Raw genomic sequence first — 16,673 nt, 5'->3', positions numbered from 1 at the left:
CGGCGCGCAGGCGGCACCGGACCCGGTCGAGCGGACACGGTCGGTGCCCGGTGGCACAGACACGCTAGACGCCGACGATGCGCGGGAGTTGTCTCATGGCGCCGGGCACTTGTCCGACGCTGCACACTGCCGTCTTCCCGGGACCCGGAGCTCTGACCAAGAGCTCCGGACAGAGTGGGCGCCCGGCTCGCGACGCCTGGCACGCACGCTCGCCGATGTGCGCGGACGGACAAGAAGCCGGACGCCGATGGTCAATTCGGGACGTGCAGCGGGCGGGTCAGTCCGGCCACCGCCTCGTCCAGGCGCTGGAGATGCCGCAGCACCCGGTCGGTGACGCGGTCGTACCGCGGCGACCCGAGGGTGCCCGGCTTGAGCATGGATGCGATGCTGGGGCCGGTCTCGATCCGGGCGGCGGCGTGCTCGTCGGTGACATGCGCGGCGATGGCCTGGATGTTGTGGACAATGCGCCGGCCCGCTCCGCGCAGCCGGGGATCCGCCGCGATCGACGGGTGCTCGGGGAGCAGTTCGGCCGTCGCCGCCAGGGAACGCGCGTGGTAGGCGCAGGTCTCCAGCATCGCGACGACATAGCGGGCGGTGTCCCGGCGGGCCCGCAGCGGCGTGATCGGATGCGTCAGCGGCTGCGTCGAGGAACGCAGGTCGGCCAGCGCCTGGTCCAGATCGCGTGCCCGGTCGAGCAGATTGACCGCGGGCCCGCCGCTGAGCTGGTCGACGGCCGCCTCGGTGACGTCGGCGAGCCGGTCCAGCGTGGTGCCGAGCAGTTCGTTCGTACGGCGGTCGGTGTGGATCGGCAGCACCAGCGCCGCCGCGACGATTCCGCAGACCACCCCGAGCGCCGTCTCCTCGATGCGCAGCACGAGCACCGAGGCCGTGTAGGTGTTCAGGAGCGTGTAGAGGAGGCCCAGCATGGCGGTGACGAAGAAGGACATCAGCGTGTAGGACAGCGGTGCCGTGTAGAACATCGCGAAGACGCACAGCAGCACGAGCGCGAACGCCGTCCATGTGTGCTGCCCCACCAGTGCGGCCAGCACGATGCCCGCCACCACCCCGAGGACGGTGCCCACCAGCCGGCGGTAGCCCTTGACCAGGATCTCGCCGGTGGACGCGGTGTTGATGAACACGATCCAGCAGGTCAGCACGGCCCAGTACCACCGCTGGCTGGAGAGGAACTCGCCGCCGACGATGGCCAGCGCCGATCCCACGGCCACCTGCACGGCCGCGCGGGTGGTGGGGCGCTGGAGCCCGGTGGCCTCCGCCTCCGGCCGGCCCGCCTCCTCGCTGCCGTCGATCGCGGCGTCCTCCGCGTCCAGTTCCTCGCGCGAGCGTGCCGTCGCGGGGGTGTCGTCGGACTCGTCCTGGGGTCCGCCGAGGGCGGTACGCAGCCCCAGGACGGCGCGCCCAGCCTCGCCGATCCCGCGGAAGACGTCCTGGACGGCGTCCGTCGCGGGCGGCAGATTGTCCTCCTCGCGGTAGCCGAGGAGCCGGTTGCGCACCAGGGACAGCGCCGTCCCGGTGTCCTGTGTGACGGGCCGCAGGACGAGCAGGCGCAGCGCCTCGAGGTCGCGGCGCAGGGTGGCGGTCGTCCGGTCCTGTTCGGGCAGCGGTCGGCCCGAGGGCACAGGGGCTCCGGGCAGGTGCAGGGTGAGGGTGTCGGCGCGCTCGGCGCTGCGCGCGGTGAGCAGCAGCAGCCCGAGCCGTTCGGCGGCGATCTCGGCATCGGCGATACGACGCTGCAGGAGCCGGGCCGTCGTCTCGTCGGAGGTGCCCTCCTCCAGCCGCCCCTGGATCATCATGGCCGTCTCGTGCAGCGCCGCGGTCCTGCGGCGCATCTCGTCGAGCACCTTCTGCAGGTCGTCCGGTCCTGCGTCGAGCAGGGCGAGCTGGGCCGAGATCAGTTGCGCGAGGCGGGCCCTGAACGCCTGGCGCAAGCGGTGCAGGAGCCCCGCGGGTGTCTCGGGCACGAGGGCGAAGCGCACCACGGCGCTGCACACGAAGGCGACGCCGATCGCGGCGTAGAGCCCGGGCAGTGCCGGGACGGCCGCACCGACGAAGAGGGAGAGGAAGTAGACCTGGAAGCCGATCAGCCCCAGTGCCGTGCCGCGGTCGCCGAACCGGCGGCCGTAGACGGCGCAGAAGATGAGCGCGACGAAGAAGAGGTCCCCGGCCACCAGGTGGGAGTTCAGCAGGGCGCTCAGCGACACCGAGGCCAGCGCCACCAGGAAGCCCAGGGCCAGCGTGACGGCCTGCGGTGCCCGCTCCTTCTCACGGATGGCGAACGTCGCGGTCATGGCGGCGATGGCCCCCGCCACCAGATGGGACACGTCGGCCCGCAGAAGGGCCAGGACGGCGAGGGTGAGCGCGATGGCGGACGTGGTCCGCAGGCCTGCCGTGAGGCGCAGCAGCCCGGGGTCCGACGCCGCGATGCGTTCCCAAGCCTTCACCCGAACCGACCGACCCGTCACGCGCACCCCCGCCGCACTCTCTCCCGCGTCCCGTCATGATCCCTTCCCAGCATCGCACGCTGCAAGGAACCGGGGGCCGGCCGGGAAACCACGGGTGCGCGCCGGTGCCCCGTCATCGGGGGCACCGGCGCGCACCGCCGGCCGGAATCAGACCGCCGGCGCCGGGTAGGTCGGGTACTCCACTCCGGAGACGTACTGGACCACGCGGATGACCTGGCACGAGTAGCCGAACTCGTTGTCGTACCACAGGTAGAGGATCGCGTTGTCGCCCTCGACCTTGGTGGCGCCGGCGTCGACGATCGAGGCGTGGCGCGAGCCGATGAAGTCGCTCGAGACCGCGTCGGGGGCGGTGGTGAAGTCGATCTGGCGCTTCAGTGGCGACGTCAGCGACACCTTGCGGAGGTAGTCGAGGACCTCCTCGCGGGTGGTCTCCCGCGCGAGTTGCAGGTTGAGGATCGCGATCGACACATCGGGCACCGGCACCCGGATCGAGCTGCCGGTGATCCGCGCCTTGAGGTCGGGCAGCGCCTTGGCGACGGCGGAGGCGGCACCGGTCTCCGTGATCACCATGTTGAGCGGCGCCGACCGGCCACGGCGGTCGGACTTGTGGTAATTGTCCAGCAGATTCTGGTCGTTGGTGAACGAGTGGACCGTCTCCACATGGCCACGCAGGACGCCGTACTCGTCCTCCATCGCCTTCAGCGGCGGGACGATCGCGTTGGTGGTGCACGAGGCGCAGGACAGGATCTGCTCGTCGGGCTTGAGCGTGTCGTGGTTGACGCCGTGGACGATGTTGGGGACGTCGCCCTTGCCCGGCGCGGTCAGGACCACCTTGTCGATGCCGGGGCGCAGATGGTTCGACAGGCCCTCGCGGTCGCGCCACTTGCCGGTGTTGTCGATGAGGATGGCGTCCTTGATGCCGTACGCCGTGTAGTCGACCGAGGCCGGGTCGTCGGCGTAGATCACCTTGATCTCGTTGCCGTTGGCGATGATCGCGCTGTTCGCCTCGTCGACGGTGATCGTGCCCTGGAACTGCCCGTGGATGGAGTCCCGGCGCAGCAGCGAGGCACGCTTGACGAGATCCTCGGCGGCCCGGCCGCCGCCCCCGCGCACGACGATGGCGCGCAGCCGCAGACCGTTGCCGGAGCCGGCCTTCTCGATGAGCAGGCGGGCGACGAGGCGCCCGATGCGGCCGAACCCGTAGAGGACGACGTCACGCCCCTGACCGCGCTCGATCTTGTTGGCACCCGTCGCTCCGGCGACGGCCTTGGCGGTGAACTCCTCCACCGACAGACCGCGGCCGTCGCTCTTGTACGTCGCGGCGAGCATGCCGAGGTCGATCTGGGAGGGGCCGAGGTCGAGCGCGGTGAGGGCCTGGAGGAACGGCATGGTCTCGGTGACGGAGAGTTCCTCACCGGCGATCTGCCGGGCGAACCGGTGGGTCTTGAGGATGCTGACCACCGACTTGTTCACCAGGGAGCGGCTGTGCAGCAGGACCGTGACGTCCCGCTCACGGTGCAGCTTCCCGATGATCGGGATCATCGACTCCGCGGTTTCCTCGCGGTTCTTCCAGTTGGTGAACGAGTCGTCGTTGACAGTCACAGGTTTATCTTTCGAGCTAGGCGGCGCTCATATGCTAAACCCCGGGTTCGCTCGGATCGTGCGGGGGGTGGGCCGCGGGGGCGCGCAACGGCGCGGGACCGGGTTCCGTGCGCCTCTCCGTCCCTCCGTCCCTCCGTCCCTGCGCCCATCCCTACGCCCCTGACGCTCCCGGCCCTGGACAGCGAGAAGCCCGGCGGCACGCGGCCGCCGGGCAAGGGGGCGGAGCCTGCGGGCACGGGGGCTCCGCCGGCTCGGCCCGGGTGTTCCCCCGGGTCAGGCCCGCACCGTGCACCGGCCGGGCGAGCCCTGGCACCTACATGTTGATCATGTGTCCGGCCAGACCGTGGATGGCCTCCTTGACCGCCTCGCCGAGCGTGGGATGCGCGTGGACGTTGCGGGCGACCTCGTGGACGGTCAGGTCCCACTGCTGGGCCAGCGTCAGTTCCGGAAGCAGCTCGGTGACCTCGGGCCCGATGAGATGGGCGCCCAGCAGTTCACCGTGCGTGTCGTCGCTGATGATCTTCACAAAGCCGACGGGCTGTCCCAGGCCATGAGCCTTGCCGTTGGCGGTGAACGGGAACTTGGCCACCTTGACGTCGAAGCCCCGCTCGCGTGCCTGCGCCTCCGTCCAGCCGAAGCTGGCGACCTGCGGCTGGCAGTAGGTGGCCCGCGGAATCATGGTGTAGTCCAGTTCCATGGTCTCCGCGTTCGCAATGGTCTCGGCGGCCACGATGCCCATGGACTCGGCGGCATGCGCGAGCATCAGCTTGGCCGTGACGTCCCCGATCGCGAAGATGTGCGGCACGTTGGTGCGGCAGCGCCCGTCGACGTCGATCGCGCCGCGCTCGGTCAGGCGCACCCCGATGTTCTCCAGGCCGTAGCCCTGGACGTTCGGGGCGAAGCCGATGGCCTGGAGCACCTTGTCCGTCTCCAGCGTCCGGCGCTCGCCGCCCTTGTTGACGGTGACACGGACCCGCGGGCCGGAGTCGTCGATGCTCTCGACGGCGGTCCCCGTGAGGACCTCGATGCCGAGCTTGCGGTAATGCTTGGCCAGCTCCTTGGAGATCTCCTCGTCCTCCAGCGGGACCATGCGGTCGAGGAACTCGACGATGGTCACGTCCACGCCGTAGCTGCGCAGCACATAGGCGAACTCCACGCCGATCGCGCCCGCGCCGGCGATGACGATGCTGCCCGGCAGGTTCTCGCTGAGGATCTGGCTCTCGAAGGTCACCACCCGGTCCGACAGGGCGGTGCCCGGAAGCAGCCGGGGACTCGCGCCGGTCGCGACAATGCAGTGGCCGAACGTCACCGTCTCGGTGCTGCCGTCCGAAGCGGTCACCACCAGGGTGTGGTCGTCGGTGAAGGTGCCACGCCCGTCGATCTCGGTGATGGCGTTCTTCTTCATCAGGTAGTGAACGCCTCTGACCCGGCCGTCGGCGACCTTGCGGCTGCGCTGGAAGGCGGGCCCGTAGTCGACGGACACCTCGCCGCCAATGCCGATTCCATACGATTTGGCCTCGTTGGCCACGAACTGCACCATCTCGGCGTTGTGCAGCAGGGCTTTGGAGGGGATGCAGCCCACGTTGAGGCAGATGCCTCCCCAGTAGCGCTCCTCGACCACCGCGGTGGTCAGACCCAGTTGTGCGCTGCGGACCGCGGCGGTGTAGCCGCCGGGCCCCGCTCCCAGAACAAGTACATCGAAATGTTGGCTCACAAGCGATTGATCCTTCTCCGATGCGCCTCGGCGCGCAACCTCACCGCTCTCGCGCCCCAGGAAGCGGCGCCCGCCCGCATCCCCGCGAGAAGTCCCGGGCAGGGGCGGACGGCCGACGGGGCGGCGCGTGCGGGTACGGTCAGGACGGAGCGTTCGTCCTCGCCGCGGCCACGAGGCTCGGCTGGAGACGGCGGGCGGCGTCGAGGTGGTCGGCGGTCCAGACGATACGGACCGCCGTGGCCGCGGCCTGTTCCTGCCCGCCGCTCAGATCGCGGCGGATCGACGCGGCCAGGCCCGCGTCGGCCGCCGTACTGCGCGGCAGCGGGTCCGGGACGGAGGCGGTGCGGTCCAGGCAGGCGGCCAGTTCCCCGTACCAGCCGGAGACCCGGCTCGCGGCGCCGCGCAGAACGAGGCAGGCGTCGGCGCGGTCCGCCGCGGCGGGCCGTTGGCCCTGCCACAGCTCCAGCACCGCGTCCGCGGCGAGGCGCAGCCCGACCACGCCCGTGACCAGCGTCGTCATGGGCGCGAGGGGCACCGGTTTCGGGCCGCGTTCGGCGAGATAGCTGCGGAAGGCGTCGTCGAGCCTGCGGGCGGCGGCCGCCGCCTGACGTCGCTCCCGCTGCGGGTCCTCGGCCGGTGCGGGAACCGCCCCGCACCGGCCGACGGCGTACTCCACCGCACCCGAGAGATAGCGGGCGCTGTCCGTGTAGGCCGTCGAGAGGGCGCGGTCGATGGCGGCGGCGGCACCGCGCGGCCAGAACAGCAGGCCCACCAGGACGCTCACCCCGCAGCCCAGGGCGATGTCCTGGGCCCGCAGCAGCGCGATGTGCCAGTTCGGCTGGTGGCCGATGTTGAACAGGATGACCAGGGTGATGGTGAAGGCGGCCTGACCCGCGGCGAACGAGATCGCGGAGGGGGCGATGCCGGCCACCAGCACGGCGAGCGGGAGCAGCACCCACAGCAGGATGCCGTGATGACCGAAGAGGTACAGCAGCCCGGACCCGATGAGCGAGCCCGCGATGGTGCCGCCCAGGGCGCGCAGCGCCTTCTGCCCGGTGTTGAGCGCGTTGGAGCGCAACACCGACAGGGTGCCGAGGAGCACCCAGAACGAGTGCTGCACACCAGTCCCATGGGCGAGGGCGACCGCGATACCGAGGCCGAGCGCGCCGCGCAGGCTGTTGTGCAGCCAGACCGACTGCGGCTGGAGATGGGCGGCGGCGCGCTCGCGGGCCGCCGCCAGCGGTGAGGTGGGGGTGCCGGGCTCGCGGCCGAGCAGACGCTCCCGCCAGCTACGCCGTCCGGCGGCCGCCGCCAGGGCGACATTGCCCGCGACCTGGAGCGTCGCGAACCCCAGTTCCTGCGCGCGGAACGACAGATCCAGCGCGCCGAGGCAGGAGCGGACCTCCTCCTCGGCGCCGGGCCCCGGCCGGTGCGGGGGCAGTCGGGCGGTGGCGCTGCGTTCCATGGCGTCCATGGCCTGACGCAGACCGGCCGAGGCGGCGCCCAGCGCGTCGGGCGGTGCGTGCGGATCCTCCAGCAGGCCGGCCGACCGGTCGAGGGCGAGGGCGGCGGCCCGCTGGACGGCCTGGACATCGGGGGCGGGGGCCGGGCCGCTCTCGGGCGGGTGCCCGCTGTCGGCCACGATGCCGCACAGCCAGGTCAGTTCGTCGACCAGGCGGACCAAGGCCCGTGAGTCGACACTCAGTCCGGTGGGCCGGTACGGGGTGGCGTCGAACGCACGACGCAGTTCGGACGCCGCTACGGCGGCCTCGTCGGCGGTGCCCCGGCATGGGCCGTTGCTCGGCGTTTTGGGGCCGTAGCCCGGCGCTCCGGGGCCGTCGCCCGGTGCTTCGGGGCTGTTGCACGGTGGGGTGCTGGGCGTGTCCGGCGGGTGTGGTGATGTGCCCGGCGCGTCCGGTGCGTCGGCCGGCCGTGACGCGTCGAGGCGTACGTACGCCGCCACCGCGCGGCAGACACGGGCGGCGGGCGCGCTGAGCGGGTCTGCGGCGGGCCGGGGCCACAGCAGGGAGACCGCGAGCAGGGCGGCAGCGGTCGCGAGGCCCGCTCCGGCGAGCCGTTCGGGTAGCTGCGAGGGCGGGACGGGCGAGGTCACCGGCAGGACGAAGGCCAGCAGCAACGCGGTCGTCGCTCCCGCGAGTACGGAGCTGACCACACCCGAGAAAAGCAGCAGGAAGCCGACCACGACCGACACGGCGATCGCGAGCCAGGCGTCGTGGGCCGCCAGCGTGCCGAGGCAGATGAGTACCATCCAGGCCAGCCCGAGGCTCACCTGCGCGCGCAGCCGCTGCACCATCGGCCCGGTGAAATCCACCAGCAGCAGCATCGAGAACGTACCGAACGCCGCGAAGGTGGCCATCGTCGGCGAGCCGATCACCTGGCCGCACAGGGCGAACAGGGCGGGCAGCACGAGCGCGGTGCGCACGGCCCGGCGGGTCGCCGCCAGGCCCGGATCATGGGCGCGAAGCCACTCCATGGCCTGACCTGCCCCGATGCGGCCCGGTGTCCGCATGCGCTCACACCTTCCCTCGCTGCGCCGGCCGGCCCACGTGCCCCGACGCCATCCCGAGTATCCGCCGGGCACGGGCACCGCACGGTCCTGACGTGCGCGGAGTCGAGACCGAGGCGGCCGGCCGGGTGACGCCGCGGGAACGCCGGTGCGCCCGTGCGCCCGTACAGCATGTCCCAGGGCGCCCGCGCGAACCCGTCCCGCGGGCGCTCCGCGCGGGAGGAGGGCGGCCGGTCGGCTCCCCGAGCGGCGGCGCGGTGACCGGACCGGCAGCCGCCCAGCAGCCGTAGTACCTCGGCGCTGTCGGAGGGCGTACGCCACGGCGGGGCCGCGGAGGCCATGGGGATGCGCCGAGGCACAACTGCCCAGCCTCGCAAGGTCTTGCGCGGGATGGGCGCAGGCGGGGCCGCCGTCGCCTCAGGCGCTGCGCGGCCGACGGGCCGTCTTCCGCGTCGCCGGCTTCCCGGCCGTGGCCTCCTCGGTGGTCCCCTTTGGTGCTTTCTTCGCCGCGGCCTTCCTGGCAGGCGCCTGCTTCGCCGCATTCCCGGCTCCCTTCTCGGACGCCGCCTTCTTGGCCGTGCTCTCCCTCGGCAGTGCGTGCACCTCGGCCTGTGCCCCCTCGCCCCGGGACGCCTTCGCCTGCGCCACGGAATCCCGGAGCGCGGTCATCAGATCCAGCACCGCGCCGCGCCCGGCCGCCGGCTCCGGTGCCTCGGGCGGAGCATGCCCCGCCCGCTTGGCCTCGATCACCTGCTCGAGCGCCTCCGTGTAGTGGTCGACGAAGTCGGGTCCTTCGAGGCTGTCCCGGGTCATGCGCTCGATCAGGTGCTCGGCCTCGGCGATCTCGGCGTCGGAGAGCGCCACCTCCGGGGGAGTCAGTTCACCAGGATCCCGGATCTCGTCCGGCCAGCGCATCGCGTGCAGCACGATCGCGTCGTCCCGCACGCGCAGCAGGCCGAGCCGCTCCCGGCCGTGCCAGGCGAACTTGGCGACCGCCACCCGGGAGGTTCTCTCCAGTGCCTTGCGCAGCAGCGCGTACGGCTTGGCGGCGACCGTCCCGGAGGCCTGGAGGTAGTAGCCCTCGCCGATCCGGAGGGGGTCGATGGACGCGGCCGGCACGAACGCGGCGATCTCGATGGCCCTCGCCGTCGGCAGGGGCAGCTCCCGCAGTTCCTCGTCGAGGACGGCGACGACCTGGTCCCTGGAGATCTCGTACCCCTTGCCGATCTCGTCCTGCGGAACCTCACGGTCCTCGATCTCGCAGTACTTGCGCACGCGGACCCGGCCCATGTCCTCGAGGTGGTACTGGTGGAAGCGGACGCTGTGGTCCTCGGTCGCGGGGACCACATCGACCGGGATCGTGACCAGGCCGAAGCTGATCGCTCCTGACCAGATGCTCCGGGGCATCGCAGACCTCTCCGTGACGTGCCCCGAGGCCACCAGCCTACGAAGGGCCCCGCCGGGCGGCACGGCGGGTGCTCCACCGCAGGACCCCGCGCGCACGGCCGTACCCGCACGACCCTGTGCACCGGCCGCTGGGCGGACCGCATGGCCGTACGCGCCCGCAGGCCAGGCCGGGGGCACGCTCCCGGCGAGCACCCGGTGAACCACCGGAGAAATCTCGGTGTCCGGCCGCGCCCCTGGGCCGTTCGGGCGCGGAACGCCGCCTAGCATGAGGCGAGCGCGCCGAGGCCCCGCGGCATCCGGGCGCGTGGTCGCGTTCGTACGTCGTCCGGGGAGGCGTTGAGGAATGCCGGTGCCCGGCCTCGGCTCACGGCCGGCCCGACTCCGGGCGGCCGGCGGACTCGTCCTCGTGCTGGCCCTGGCGGCGGCGGTGCTGGTCACCACCCTGTCCCCGGGCCATCGCGCGCGGGCCGCCACCGACGGGCTCGCGCACACCACCGTGGAGGTGTCGCCGAGCCGCTGTGGCCGCGGCTGGACCCGCCCGGTGCCCGGTCTTCAGGTCTTCGAACTGCGCAACACCTCCGACGGCGCCGCCGAGGTGTACCTCGAGGACGCCCGCAACCATGCCGTCTACGGGGAACTGGAAGGACTGGCCCCCGGCACGACCCGGCCGCTGACCGTCCGTCTCGGCGCGGGCTCGTACGCCTTCACCTGTCTGCCCGACGACGCCGGTGCCGTCACCGGTCCCACCGTCCGCATCGCATCGGGGACAGCGGGGCCCGCGGCGGCCCCCGTCACCGCGCACGACCTCATCCCCCTCGCCATCGACTACCAGAAGTGGGTCGCCGGCGGCCTGGACGAGGTCGTCCGGCTGACCGGGCGGCTCCAGGACGCCGTCGACCGCGGGGACCTCGACGGCGCCCGCGGGGCCTGGCTCCCCGCACATCTCGCCTACGAACGGCTGGGCGCGGCGTACGACGCCTTCGGGGACGCGGACAGGCAGATCAACGGCACGGACGCGGGGCTGCCCGGCGGTGTCCACGATCCGTCCTTCACCGGTTTCCACCGCATGGAGTACGGGCTGTGGCACGGCCAGTCCGCCGCCGGTCTGCGCGCTCCCGCGGGCGCCCTGGTCAAGGCGGTCCGCGCCCTGCGCGCCGACTGGGCACAGGCCCGTATGGACCCGGCGCAACTGGGTCTGCGAGCACACGAGATCCTGGAGAACACGGTGCAGTTCGAGCTGACCGGACGGACCGACTACGGCAGCGGGAGCAACCTCGCCACCGCCCGTGCGGGCATCGACGGCACCCGTGCCGTGCTGTCCCGGCTGCACCCCCTGCTCACCACACGTGACCCGGGGCTGCCCGCCCTCGACCGGGCGCTGGGCCGCGCGGCGCGCACCCTGGACGGCTTCCGCCACGACGGCCGCTGGACCCCGCTCGACCGCCTGGACCGGGCACAGCGCGAGCAGGTCGACGCGCTCCTCGGCGACCTGGTCGAGCGGCTCGCCCCGGTGGCGACGCTCTGCGATCCCCGGAGGACGGTATGAGCACCCCGCCCCCCACGAGCCGTGTCGGGCGGCGCGGCTTCCTGCGCGGGGCGGCCCTCGCGGGCGCCGGACTCGCGGCCGGCGGCGCCGCCCCCTCGGTCGCCGACGGCGCCGGCGCGCCGCCCGTCGCGCCCTTCCACGGCCCCCATCAGCAGTCGGTGCTCGCCACTCCGCGCCGGGTCACCGCGCTCACCGCCTTCGACGTGACCGTCGACAGCCGCCGGGAACTGGCCGATCTCCTGCGCACCCTCACCGCGCGCGCACGCTTCCTGACCTCCGGCGGCACGCCCCCGCCCCTCGGCATCACCGGCCCGCCCGCCGACTCCGGCATCCTGGGCGGCCAACTCCCCTCGGGCGCGCTGGCGTTGACCGTAGGCGTCGGCGCCGCGCTCTTCGACGACCGCTTCGGCCTGGCCGAGCACCGCCCGCGGCGCCTGACCGCCATGCCCGCCTTCCCCGACGACGACCTCAAGTCCGAGTGGTGCCACGGCGACCTCAGCCTCCAACTGCACGCCGACGACTCCGACACCGTGCTGCACGCCCTGCGGGACATCGCCCGGCACACCCGCGGCGCCCTGCAGGTCCGCTGGCGTCTCGACGGCTTCACCAGCCCGCCACGGCCCTCGGGCACCCCCCGCAATCTGCTGGGCTTCAAGGACGGCACCGCCAACCCCGACCCCACCGACGCGCGCGCGATGAACCGTCTGGTGTGGGTGGGCCAGGGCGCGGGCGAGCCGGACTGGGCGGTCGGCGGCAGCTACCAGGTCGTACGGCTGATCCGCATGCTCGTGGAGTTCTGGGACCGGGTCTCGCTCAGCGAACAGGAACGGATGTTCGGCCGGGCCCGGGAGTCCGGCGCGCCCCTCGACGGGAACGCCGAGCACGACACCCCCGACTACCCGAACGACCCCAAGGGCGACGTCATCCCGCTGGACAGCCACATACGGCTGGCGAACCCGCGCACGGCGGCCACGACCGGCCAGCGGATCCTGCGCCGCGCCTACAACTACGACGCGGGCACGGACCGCAACGGCAACCTCGACATGGGCCTGCTGTTCTGCTGTTACCAGCAGGACCTCGCCCGCCAGTTCGAAACCGTGCAGCGCCGCCTCGCGGGGGAGCCCCTCACCGACTACATCACGCCCTTCGGCGGCGGCTACTTCTTCGCGCTCCCCGGCGTGCGCGACGGGGCGGACTGGTACGGACGTGCCCTCCTGGGGTGAACATGTCCGGACAACCGGCCCGGCTACGCTGGACTGTGGCGGGTCAATACACGGTCAAGACTTTCCCCGGCTTCCCTGACCCGCTGTTCATGCACACGCCATCATCGATCCGCCGCGCTGCCGCCCACCAGGCGGATCATCCCTGACCGTATGCGGCAATGACGTTCGTGCCCGGAAGGTGAACCAGCATGGCCAGCAGAGGAAGACGAGCAACGACACGGAGCCTTGGCGCGCTCGCGGGAGCGGCCGCGCTCACGCTCCTCGGCGCGCACGCGCCCGCCTGGGGCGCCGCGCCCGACGGAGACCGGGCCTCCTCCGGCACGGCCACGCCCATCAAGCACGTGGTCGTCCTCTTCGACGAGAACGTCTCCTTCGACCACTACTTCGCGACCTACCCCAAGGCCGCGAACACCGACGGCACGAAGTTCACGGCGTCGAGCAGGACCCCGAAGGACGTCGACAACCTGCGCACCGCCGGGCTGCTGACGAAGAACCCCAACCAGTACACGCCCAAGCGGCTCACCCCGTCCCAGGCCATGACCTGCGACCAGAACCACGCCTACGGGCCCGAGCAGTACGCGTACAACGGCGGGAAGAACGACCAGTTCGTGCAGAACACCGACTCGGGCAAGTGCTCCGGCACCCTGTTCGGCGAGCCGGGCCTGGTCATGGACTACTACGACGGCAACACCGTCACGGCGCTGTGGAACTACGCCCAGCACTACACCCTCAGCGACCGGGCCTTCAGCTCGGTCTACGGCCCCTCCACCCCCGGCGCGCTCAACCTGGTATCCGGTCAGACGCACGGCGTCGTCTCCATGGACCCCGCCTCCGGCACCGAGAACCCCAAGCTGACCGCCGCACCGGACCCGTACACCGTCCAGTCGCCCGACGCCAAGGGCGTCGGCACGGTCGTCAACGACCCCGACCCGGCCTACGACGACTGCTCCGGCAAGGACCACACCAGCAAGAACGCGGTCGCCGCGATGCAGGGCCGCAACATCGGTGACGTGCTCAACTCCCAGAAGATCACGTGGGGTTGGTTCCAGGGCGGCTTCCGGCCGTCCACCGCGTGGGACGGCAAACAGGGCCACTACGCCCGGTGCGACACCACACACACCAACGTGGGCGGTGCCGCGGCGGTGGACTACAGCCCCCACCACTCGCCGTTCCAGTACTACAAGTCCACGTCCAACCCGCACCACCTGGCGCCCAAGAACGTCGACGAGATCGGCCACAGCGGACAGGCGAACCACAACTACGACCTGACCGACTTCGACGCGGCTCTCAAGGCGGGCAAGCTCCCCGCCGTCAGCTTCGTCAAGGCCCCGGAGTACCAGGACGGCCACGCCGGCTACTCCGACCCCATCGACGAGCAGCACTTCCTGGTCCAGCAGATCAACGCGCTCCAGAAGTCGCCGCAGTGGAGGTCGACCGCCGTCGTCATCGCCTACGACGACTCCGACGGCTGGTACGACCACGCCTACGCCAAGCCGCGCAACGGCTCCAAGGACACCTCGACCGGCTCCAACGGCAAGGCCACCGACAGCCCCGCCTGCCAGGCCGGTCCGGCAGCCGCCGGCGGCTACGCGGACCGCTGCGGGCCCGGCACCCGTCAGCCGCTGCTCGTGGTCTCCCCGTACAGCAAGGTCAACAAGGTCGACCACACGCCCACCGACCAGTCCTCGGTCATCCGCTTCATCGAGGACAACTGGCACACCGGCCGGATCGGTGACCACTCGTTCGACGCCACGGCCGGCTCGCTCGCGGGCATGTTCGACTTCCGGCACCCCAACAACAAGCAGGTGCTGCTGAACGCCGACGGATCGGTGAAGTCGGTCGGTCCGATCCGTCCCGTGAAGGCGATCGCCACCAGCATCACCCCGGGACCGGCGATGCAGGACACGGCGGCGACGACGGACGCGCCGTCGTTCCCGGCGCTCCCGGTGGGCATCGCGGCGGGCGCCCTCCTGGCGGCCGGCGCGACGGGCACGTACTTCACCCTGCGCCGCAGGGAACGCCGTAGCGCCTGACCGGCACGGCCCCGGCGGGCGGCGGCTCCGGTGACGCCGGGGCCGCCGCCCACGGCTCTCATCGGGCGCCGCTGCCCGCCCCGCTCTCCGCCCGCAACACCTCGACCAACTGTTGGTGCAGCCCCGCCGGCGCCACCAGAAAGCTGTCGGACCCGGCGCTCCAGGGCCGCCCCCCGGCATCGGTGACCAGGGCCCCTGCCTCACGGGCGACCAGGGCGCCCGCCAGCAGATTGGCGTCGTCGCGCCCGAACTCCCAGAAGGCATCGAGGCGTCCGGCCGCCGTGTCGGCGATCTGCCACGAGGTGGGACCCAGACTGCGGACGGCGGCCACCCGCGGCAGCACCGCGGCGAGCGACCGTCCGGCCTGCGCGGCGGCCTCCGGCTGCCGGGTGATGAACGGGGGGTGGGTGGTGGCCACGACGGCGACGGCCGGGTCCGCCTTGGCCGACGGACCGATCGGCACCCCGTCGCGGGTGGCACCCTCGCCGAGGGCGGCGACGTAGGTCTCCCCCAGCAGGGGAGCGTGCAGGGCCGCCGCCACGGGCTCACCGTCCCGTACCAGCGCGAGGCTCACACAGAACTGCGGCAGGTCCTGGAGGAACTGCACCGCGCCGTCGACGACATCGACGACCCACACCTCGCCCTCGACGGGCAGCGCGGCACGGTCCTCCCACTCGTCCGCCCAGCCGACGCCGGGCCGCAGCGCGTCCAGGTGCCGGCGCATGACAGCCACCGCCGGTGCCTCCACCGCGCCGTAGGCGGCGGCGAGTTCGTCGAAAGAGGTGACAGGGGCGGGCCGCGGGGTGGCCGGCAGCAGCTCACCCACCTCCCGAGCGGCGGCGGCCATGGGGGCGAGCAGGTTCCGGTACGGCATCGTGGGCTCCCGTGCGGATTCGGATCGACGACACGATCGTCCGGGGTCCCGGCTGCCTCGGATCCTCCCGTAGGGCCAGAGTGAGCGATACTGCCATTCATGGCCCAGGAAATGGTGCCGCACGTGCTCGACGACCGTGATCAGCGGCTGATCGCGGCGCTGCAGTGCGACGGGCGGCTGACCGCCGAGCGGGCGGGCGAGGTCCTCGGCATCAGCCCGCGGACCGTCCACCGGCGCTGGGTGGCCCTGATCGCGGACGGCGCCTGCCGGGTGATCGGCCTGCCCGCCCGGCCGGACTCGGTGGGTGCGCTGTTCCTCCGGATCCGGGTGCTCGGCGGGAGGCTGGACGCCCTCACGGCCGCGCTGGCGGCCCGGGACGATGTCCCGTTCATCGATGTGTCGACATCCGGCGAGGAGATCCTCGCCATCTCCTGGACGCGCCCCGGCACCCGGGACCACCTGGTCTTCCGTGATCTGCCCGCCGCCCGGGCCGTCACCTCGGTGGCCGCGGACACCGTGCTGCATGTGTTCGCGGAGGCGTCGGACTGGCGGCACGCCGTCCTCAGCGACGCCGAACGCGCGGCGCTGACGCCGGTACGGCAGCCAGGAGCCGCCGCCGCGACGGGGCCGGCGGACGCCATCGACCGCGACATCCTCGCGGCGCTGGAGGAGGACGCCAGGGCGCCGGCGGCGGCCGTCGCCGCGCGCACGGGCCATCCGGACTCCACGGTCCGCCGCCGGATCGCCCGTCTCTCCCGGACCGGCCGCCTGCTCACCCACGTCGTGGTCGATCCGAGGCGGCTCGGGCTGTTCATCGACGCCAACGTCCTGATGCGCGTAGCGCCCGACCGCCTCGACAGGGCGGGGCGCGTGCTCGCGGAACACCCCGCCGTGCACGGCGCGTTCGCCACCACGGGCGCGTCCAATCTGCACGTCGCGGTCTGGCTGCGCGACCTGGAACACCTCTACCGGTTCATCACCCAGGACCTCGGCGGCCTGGGAGTCGACAGCACGGAGACCGTGCTCGTCGGCCAAGCACTCAGAGGGCGGAATATGAGCTGCTGTCCTTTCTGTCGTCGCCTGAGCGAGTGGACTTGCCCTCCGTGGCGGGTCGCCGGGGCGGCGCCGTGCTGAGGTGGCTGGGTGAGTGAGCGCAAGCCCTGCAAGAGCGACTTAGAACTCCTAACAAAGTTACGGCAGCTGTAGATAGCTGCTGCCGGACTTTCTGATCATGGTGTGGTCTCGGCGTACGCGTGCCATCGGCGGT

Annotated in this window: 10 protein-coding genes; 4 read left to right on the top strand and 6 right to left on the bottom strand. The window is 72.2% G+C overall.

From position 1 onward, the window contains the following. Window positions 1–251: 251 nt before the first annotated feature. The 5 genes from ACWD5Q_RS31730 to ku all read right to left on the bottom strand — a co-directional run bounded on the left by ACWD5Q_RS31730 (window position 252) and on the right by ku (window position 9,730). Entirely contained in the window at window positions 252–2,459 is a 2,208-nt protein-coding gene (locus tag ACWD5Q_RS31730; RefSeq protein ID WP_451430525.1) for an FUSC family protein, read from the bottom strand. 168 nt (window positions 2,460–2,627) lie between these two features. Further along, window positions 2,628–4,082: a glyceraldehyde-3-phosphate dehydrogenase gene (locus ACWD5Q_RS31725; protein WP_451430524.1), complete on the bottom strand. Its 1,455-nt coding sequence runs from the start codon at window positions 4,080–4,082 to the stop codon at window positions 2,628–2,630. A gap of 313 nt (window positions 4,083–4,395) precedes the next feature. Beyond that, the gene (lpdA, locus tag ACWD5Q_RS31720) at window positions 4,396–5,796 is read right to left on the bottom strand and encodes a dihydrolipoyl dehydrogenase (protein WP_451430523.1); all 1,401 of its coding nucleotides are present in this window, start codon (window positions 5,794–5,796) and stop codon (window positions 4,396–4,398) included. A 139-nt stretch (window positions 5,797–5,935) separates the two neighbouring features. Continuing rightward, on the bottom strand, window positions 5,936–8,326 hold the full coding sequence (locus ACWD5Q_RS31715) for an FUSC family protein (RefSeq protein WP_451430522.1): 2,391 nt from the start codon (window positions 8,324–8,326) through the stop codon (window positions 5,936–5,938). Window positions 8,327–8,740: 414 nt separating this feature from the next. After that, the gene (gene ku, locus ACWD5Q_RS31710; RefSeq protein WP_451430521.1) at window positions 8,741–9,730 is read right to left on the bottom strand and encodes a non-homologous end joining protein Ku; all 990 of its coding nucleotides are present in this window, start codon (window positions 9,728–9,730) and stop codon (window positions 8,741–8,743) included. A 343-nt stretch (window positions 9,731–10,073) separates the two neighbouring features. Between ku and ACWD5Q_RS31705 the strand changes: the two genes are divergently transcribed. The 3 genes from ACWD5Q_RS31705 to ACWD5Q_RS31695 all read left to right on the top strand — a co-directional run bounded on the left by ACWD5Q_RS31705 (window position 10,074) and on the right by ACWD5Q_RS31695 (window position 14,532). Then, complete coding sequence (locus ACWD5Q_RS31705) at window positions 10,074–11,276, top strand: EfeM/EfeO family lipoprotein (protein WP_451430520.1); 1,203 nt, start codon at window positions 10,074–10,076, stop codon at window positions 11,274–11,276. Further along, window positions 11,273–12,499: an iron uptake transporter deferrochelatase/peroxidase subunit gene (gene efeB, locus ACWD5Q_RS31700; RefSeq protein ID WP_451430519.1), complete on the top strand. Its 1,227-nt coding sequence runs from the start codon at window positions 11,273–11,275 to the stop codon at window positions 12,497–12,499. Before ACWD5Q_RS31705 ends, efeB begins: the two co-directional genes overlap by 4 nt. Before the next feature lie 188 nt (window positions 12,500–12,687). After that, window positions 12,688–14,532 (top strand): phospholipase C, encoded by a 1,845-nt coding sequence (locus ACWD5Q_RS31695; RefSeq protein WP_451430518.1) that lies wholly within the window; start codon window positions 12,688–12,690, stop codon window positions 14,530–14,532. 58 nt (window positions 14,533–14,590) lie between these two features. Here ACWD5Q_RS31695 and ACWD5Q_RS31690 read toward each other — a convergent pair whose 3' ends face one another. Then, window positions 14,591–15,406 (bottom strand): inositol monophosphatase family protein, encoded by an 816-nt coding sequence (locus ACWD5Q_RS31690; RefSeq protein WP_451430517.1) that lies wholly within the window; start codon window positions 15,404–15,406, stop codon window positions 14,591–14,593. A 99-nt stretch (window positions 15,407–15,505) separates the two neighbouring features. Here ACWD5Q_RS31690 and ACWD5Q_RS31685 point away from each other — a divergent pair, with 99 nt between their 5' ends. After that, the gene (locus tag ACWD5Q_RS31685) at window positions 15,506–16,540 is read left to right on the top strand and encodes an AsnC family transcriptional regulator (protein ID WP_451430516.1); all 1,035 of its coding nucleotides are present in this window, start codon (window positions 15,506–15,508) and stop codon (window positions 16,538–16,540) included. Window positions 16,541–16,673 lie beyond the last annotated feature (133 nt).

Source organism: Streptomyces sp. NPDC002513 (assembly GCF_053595355.1).
The sequence above is the reverse complement of the archived record's forward strand: the minus strand, read 5'-3'. Positions and strand labels throughout refer to the sequence as shown.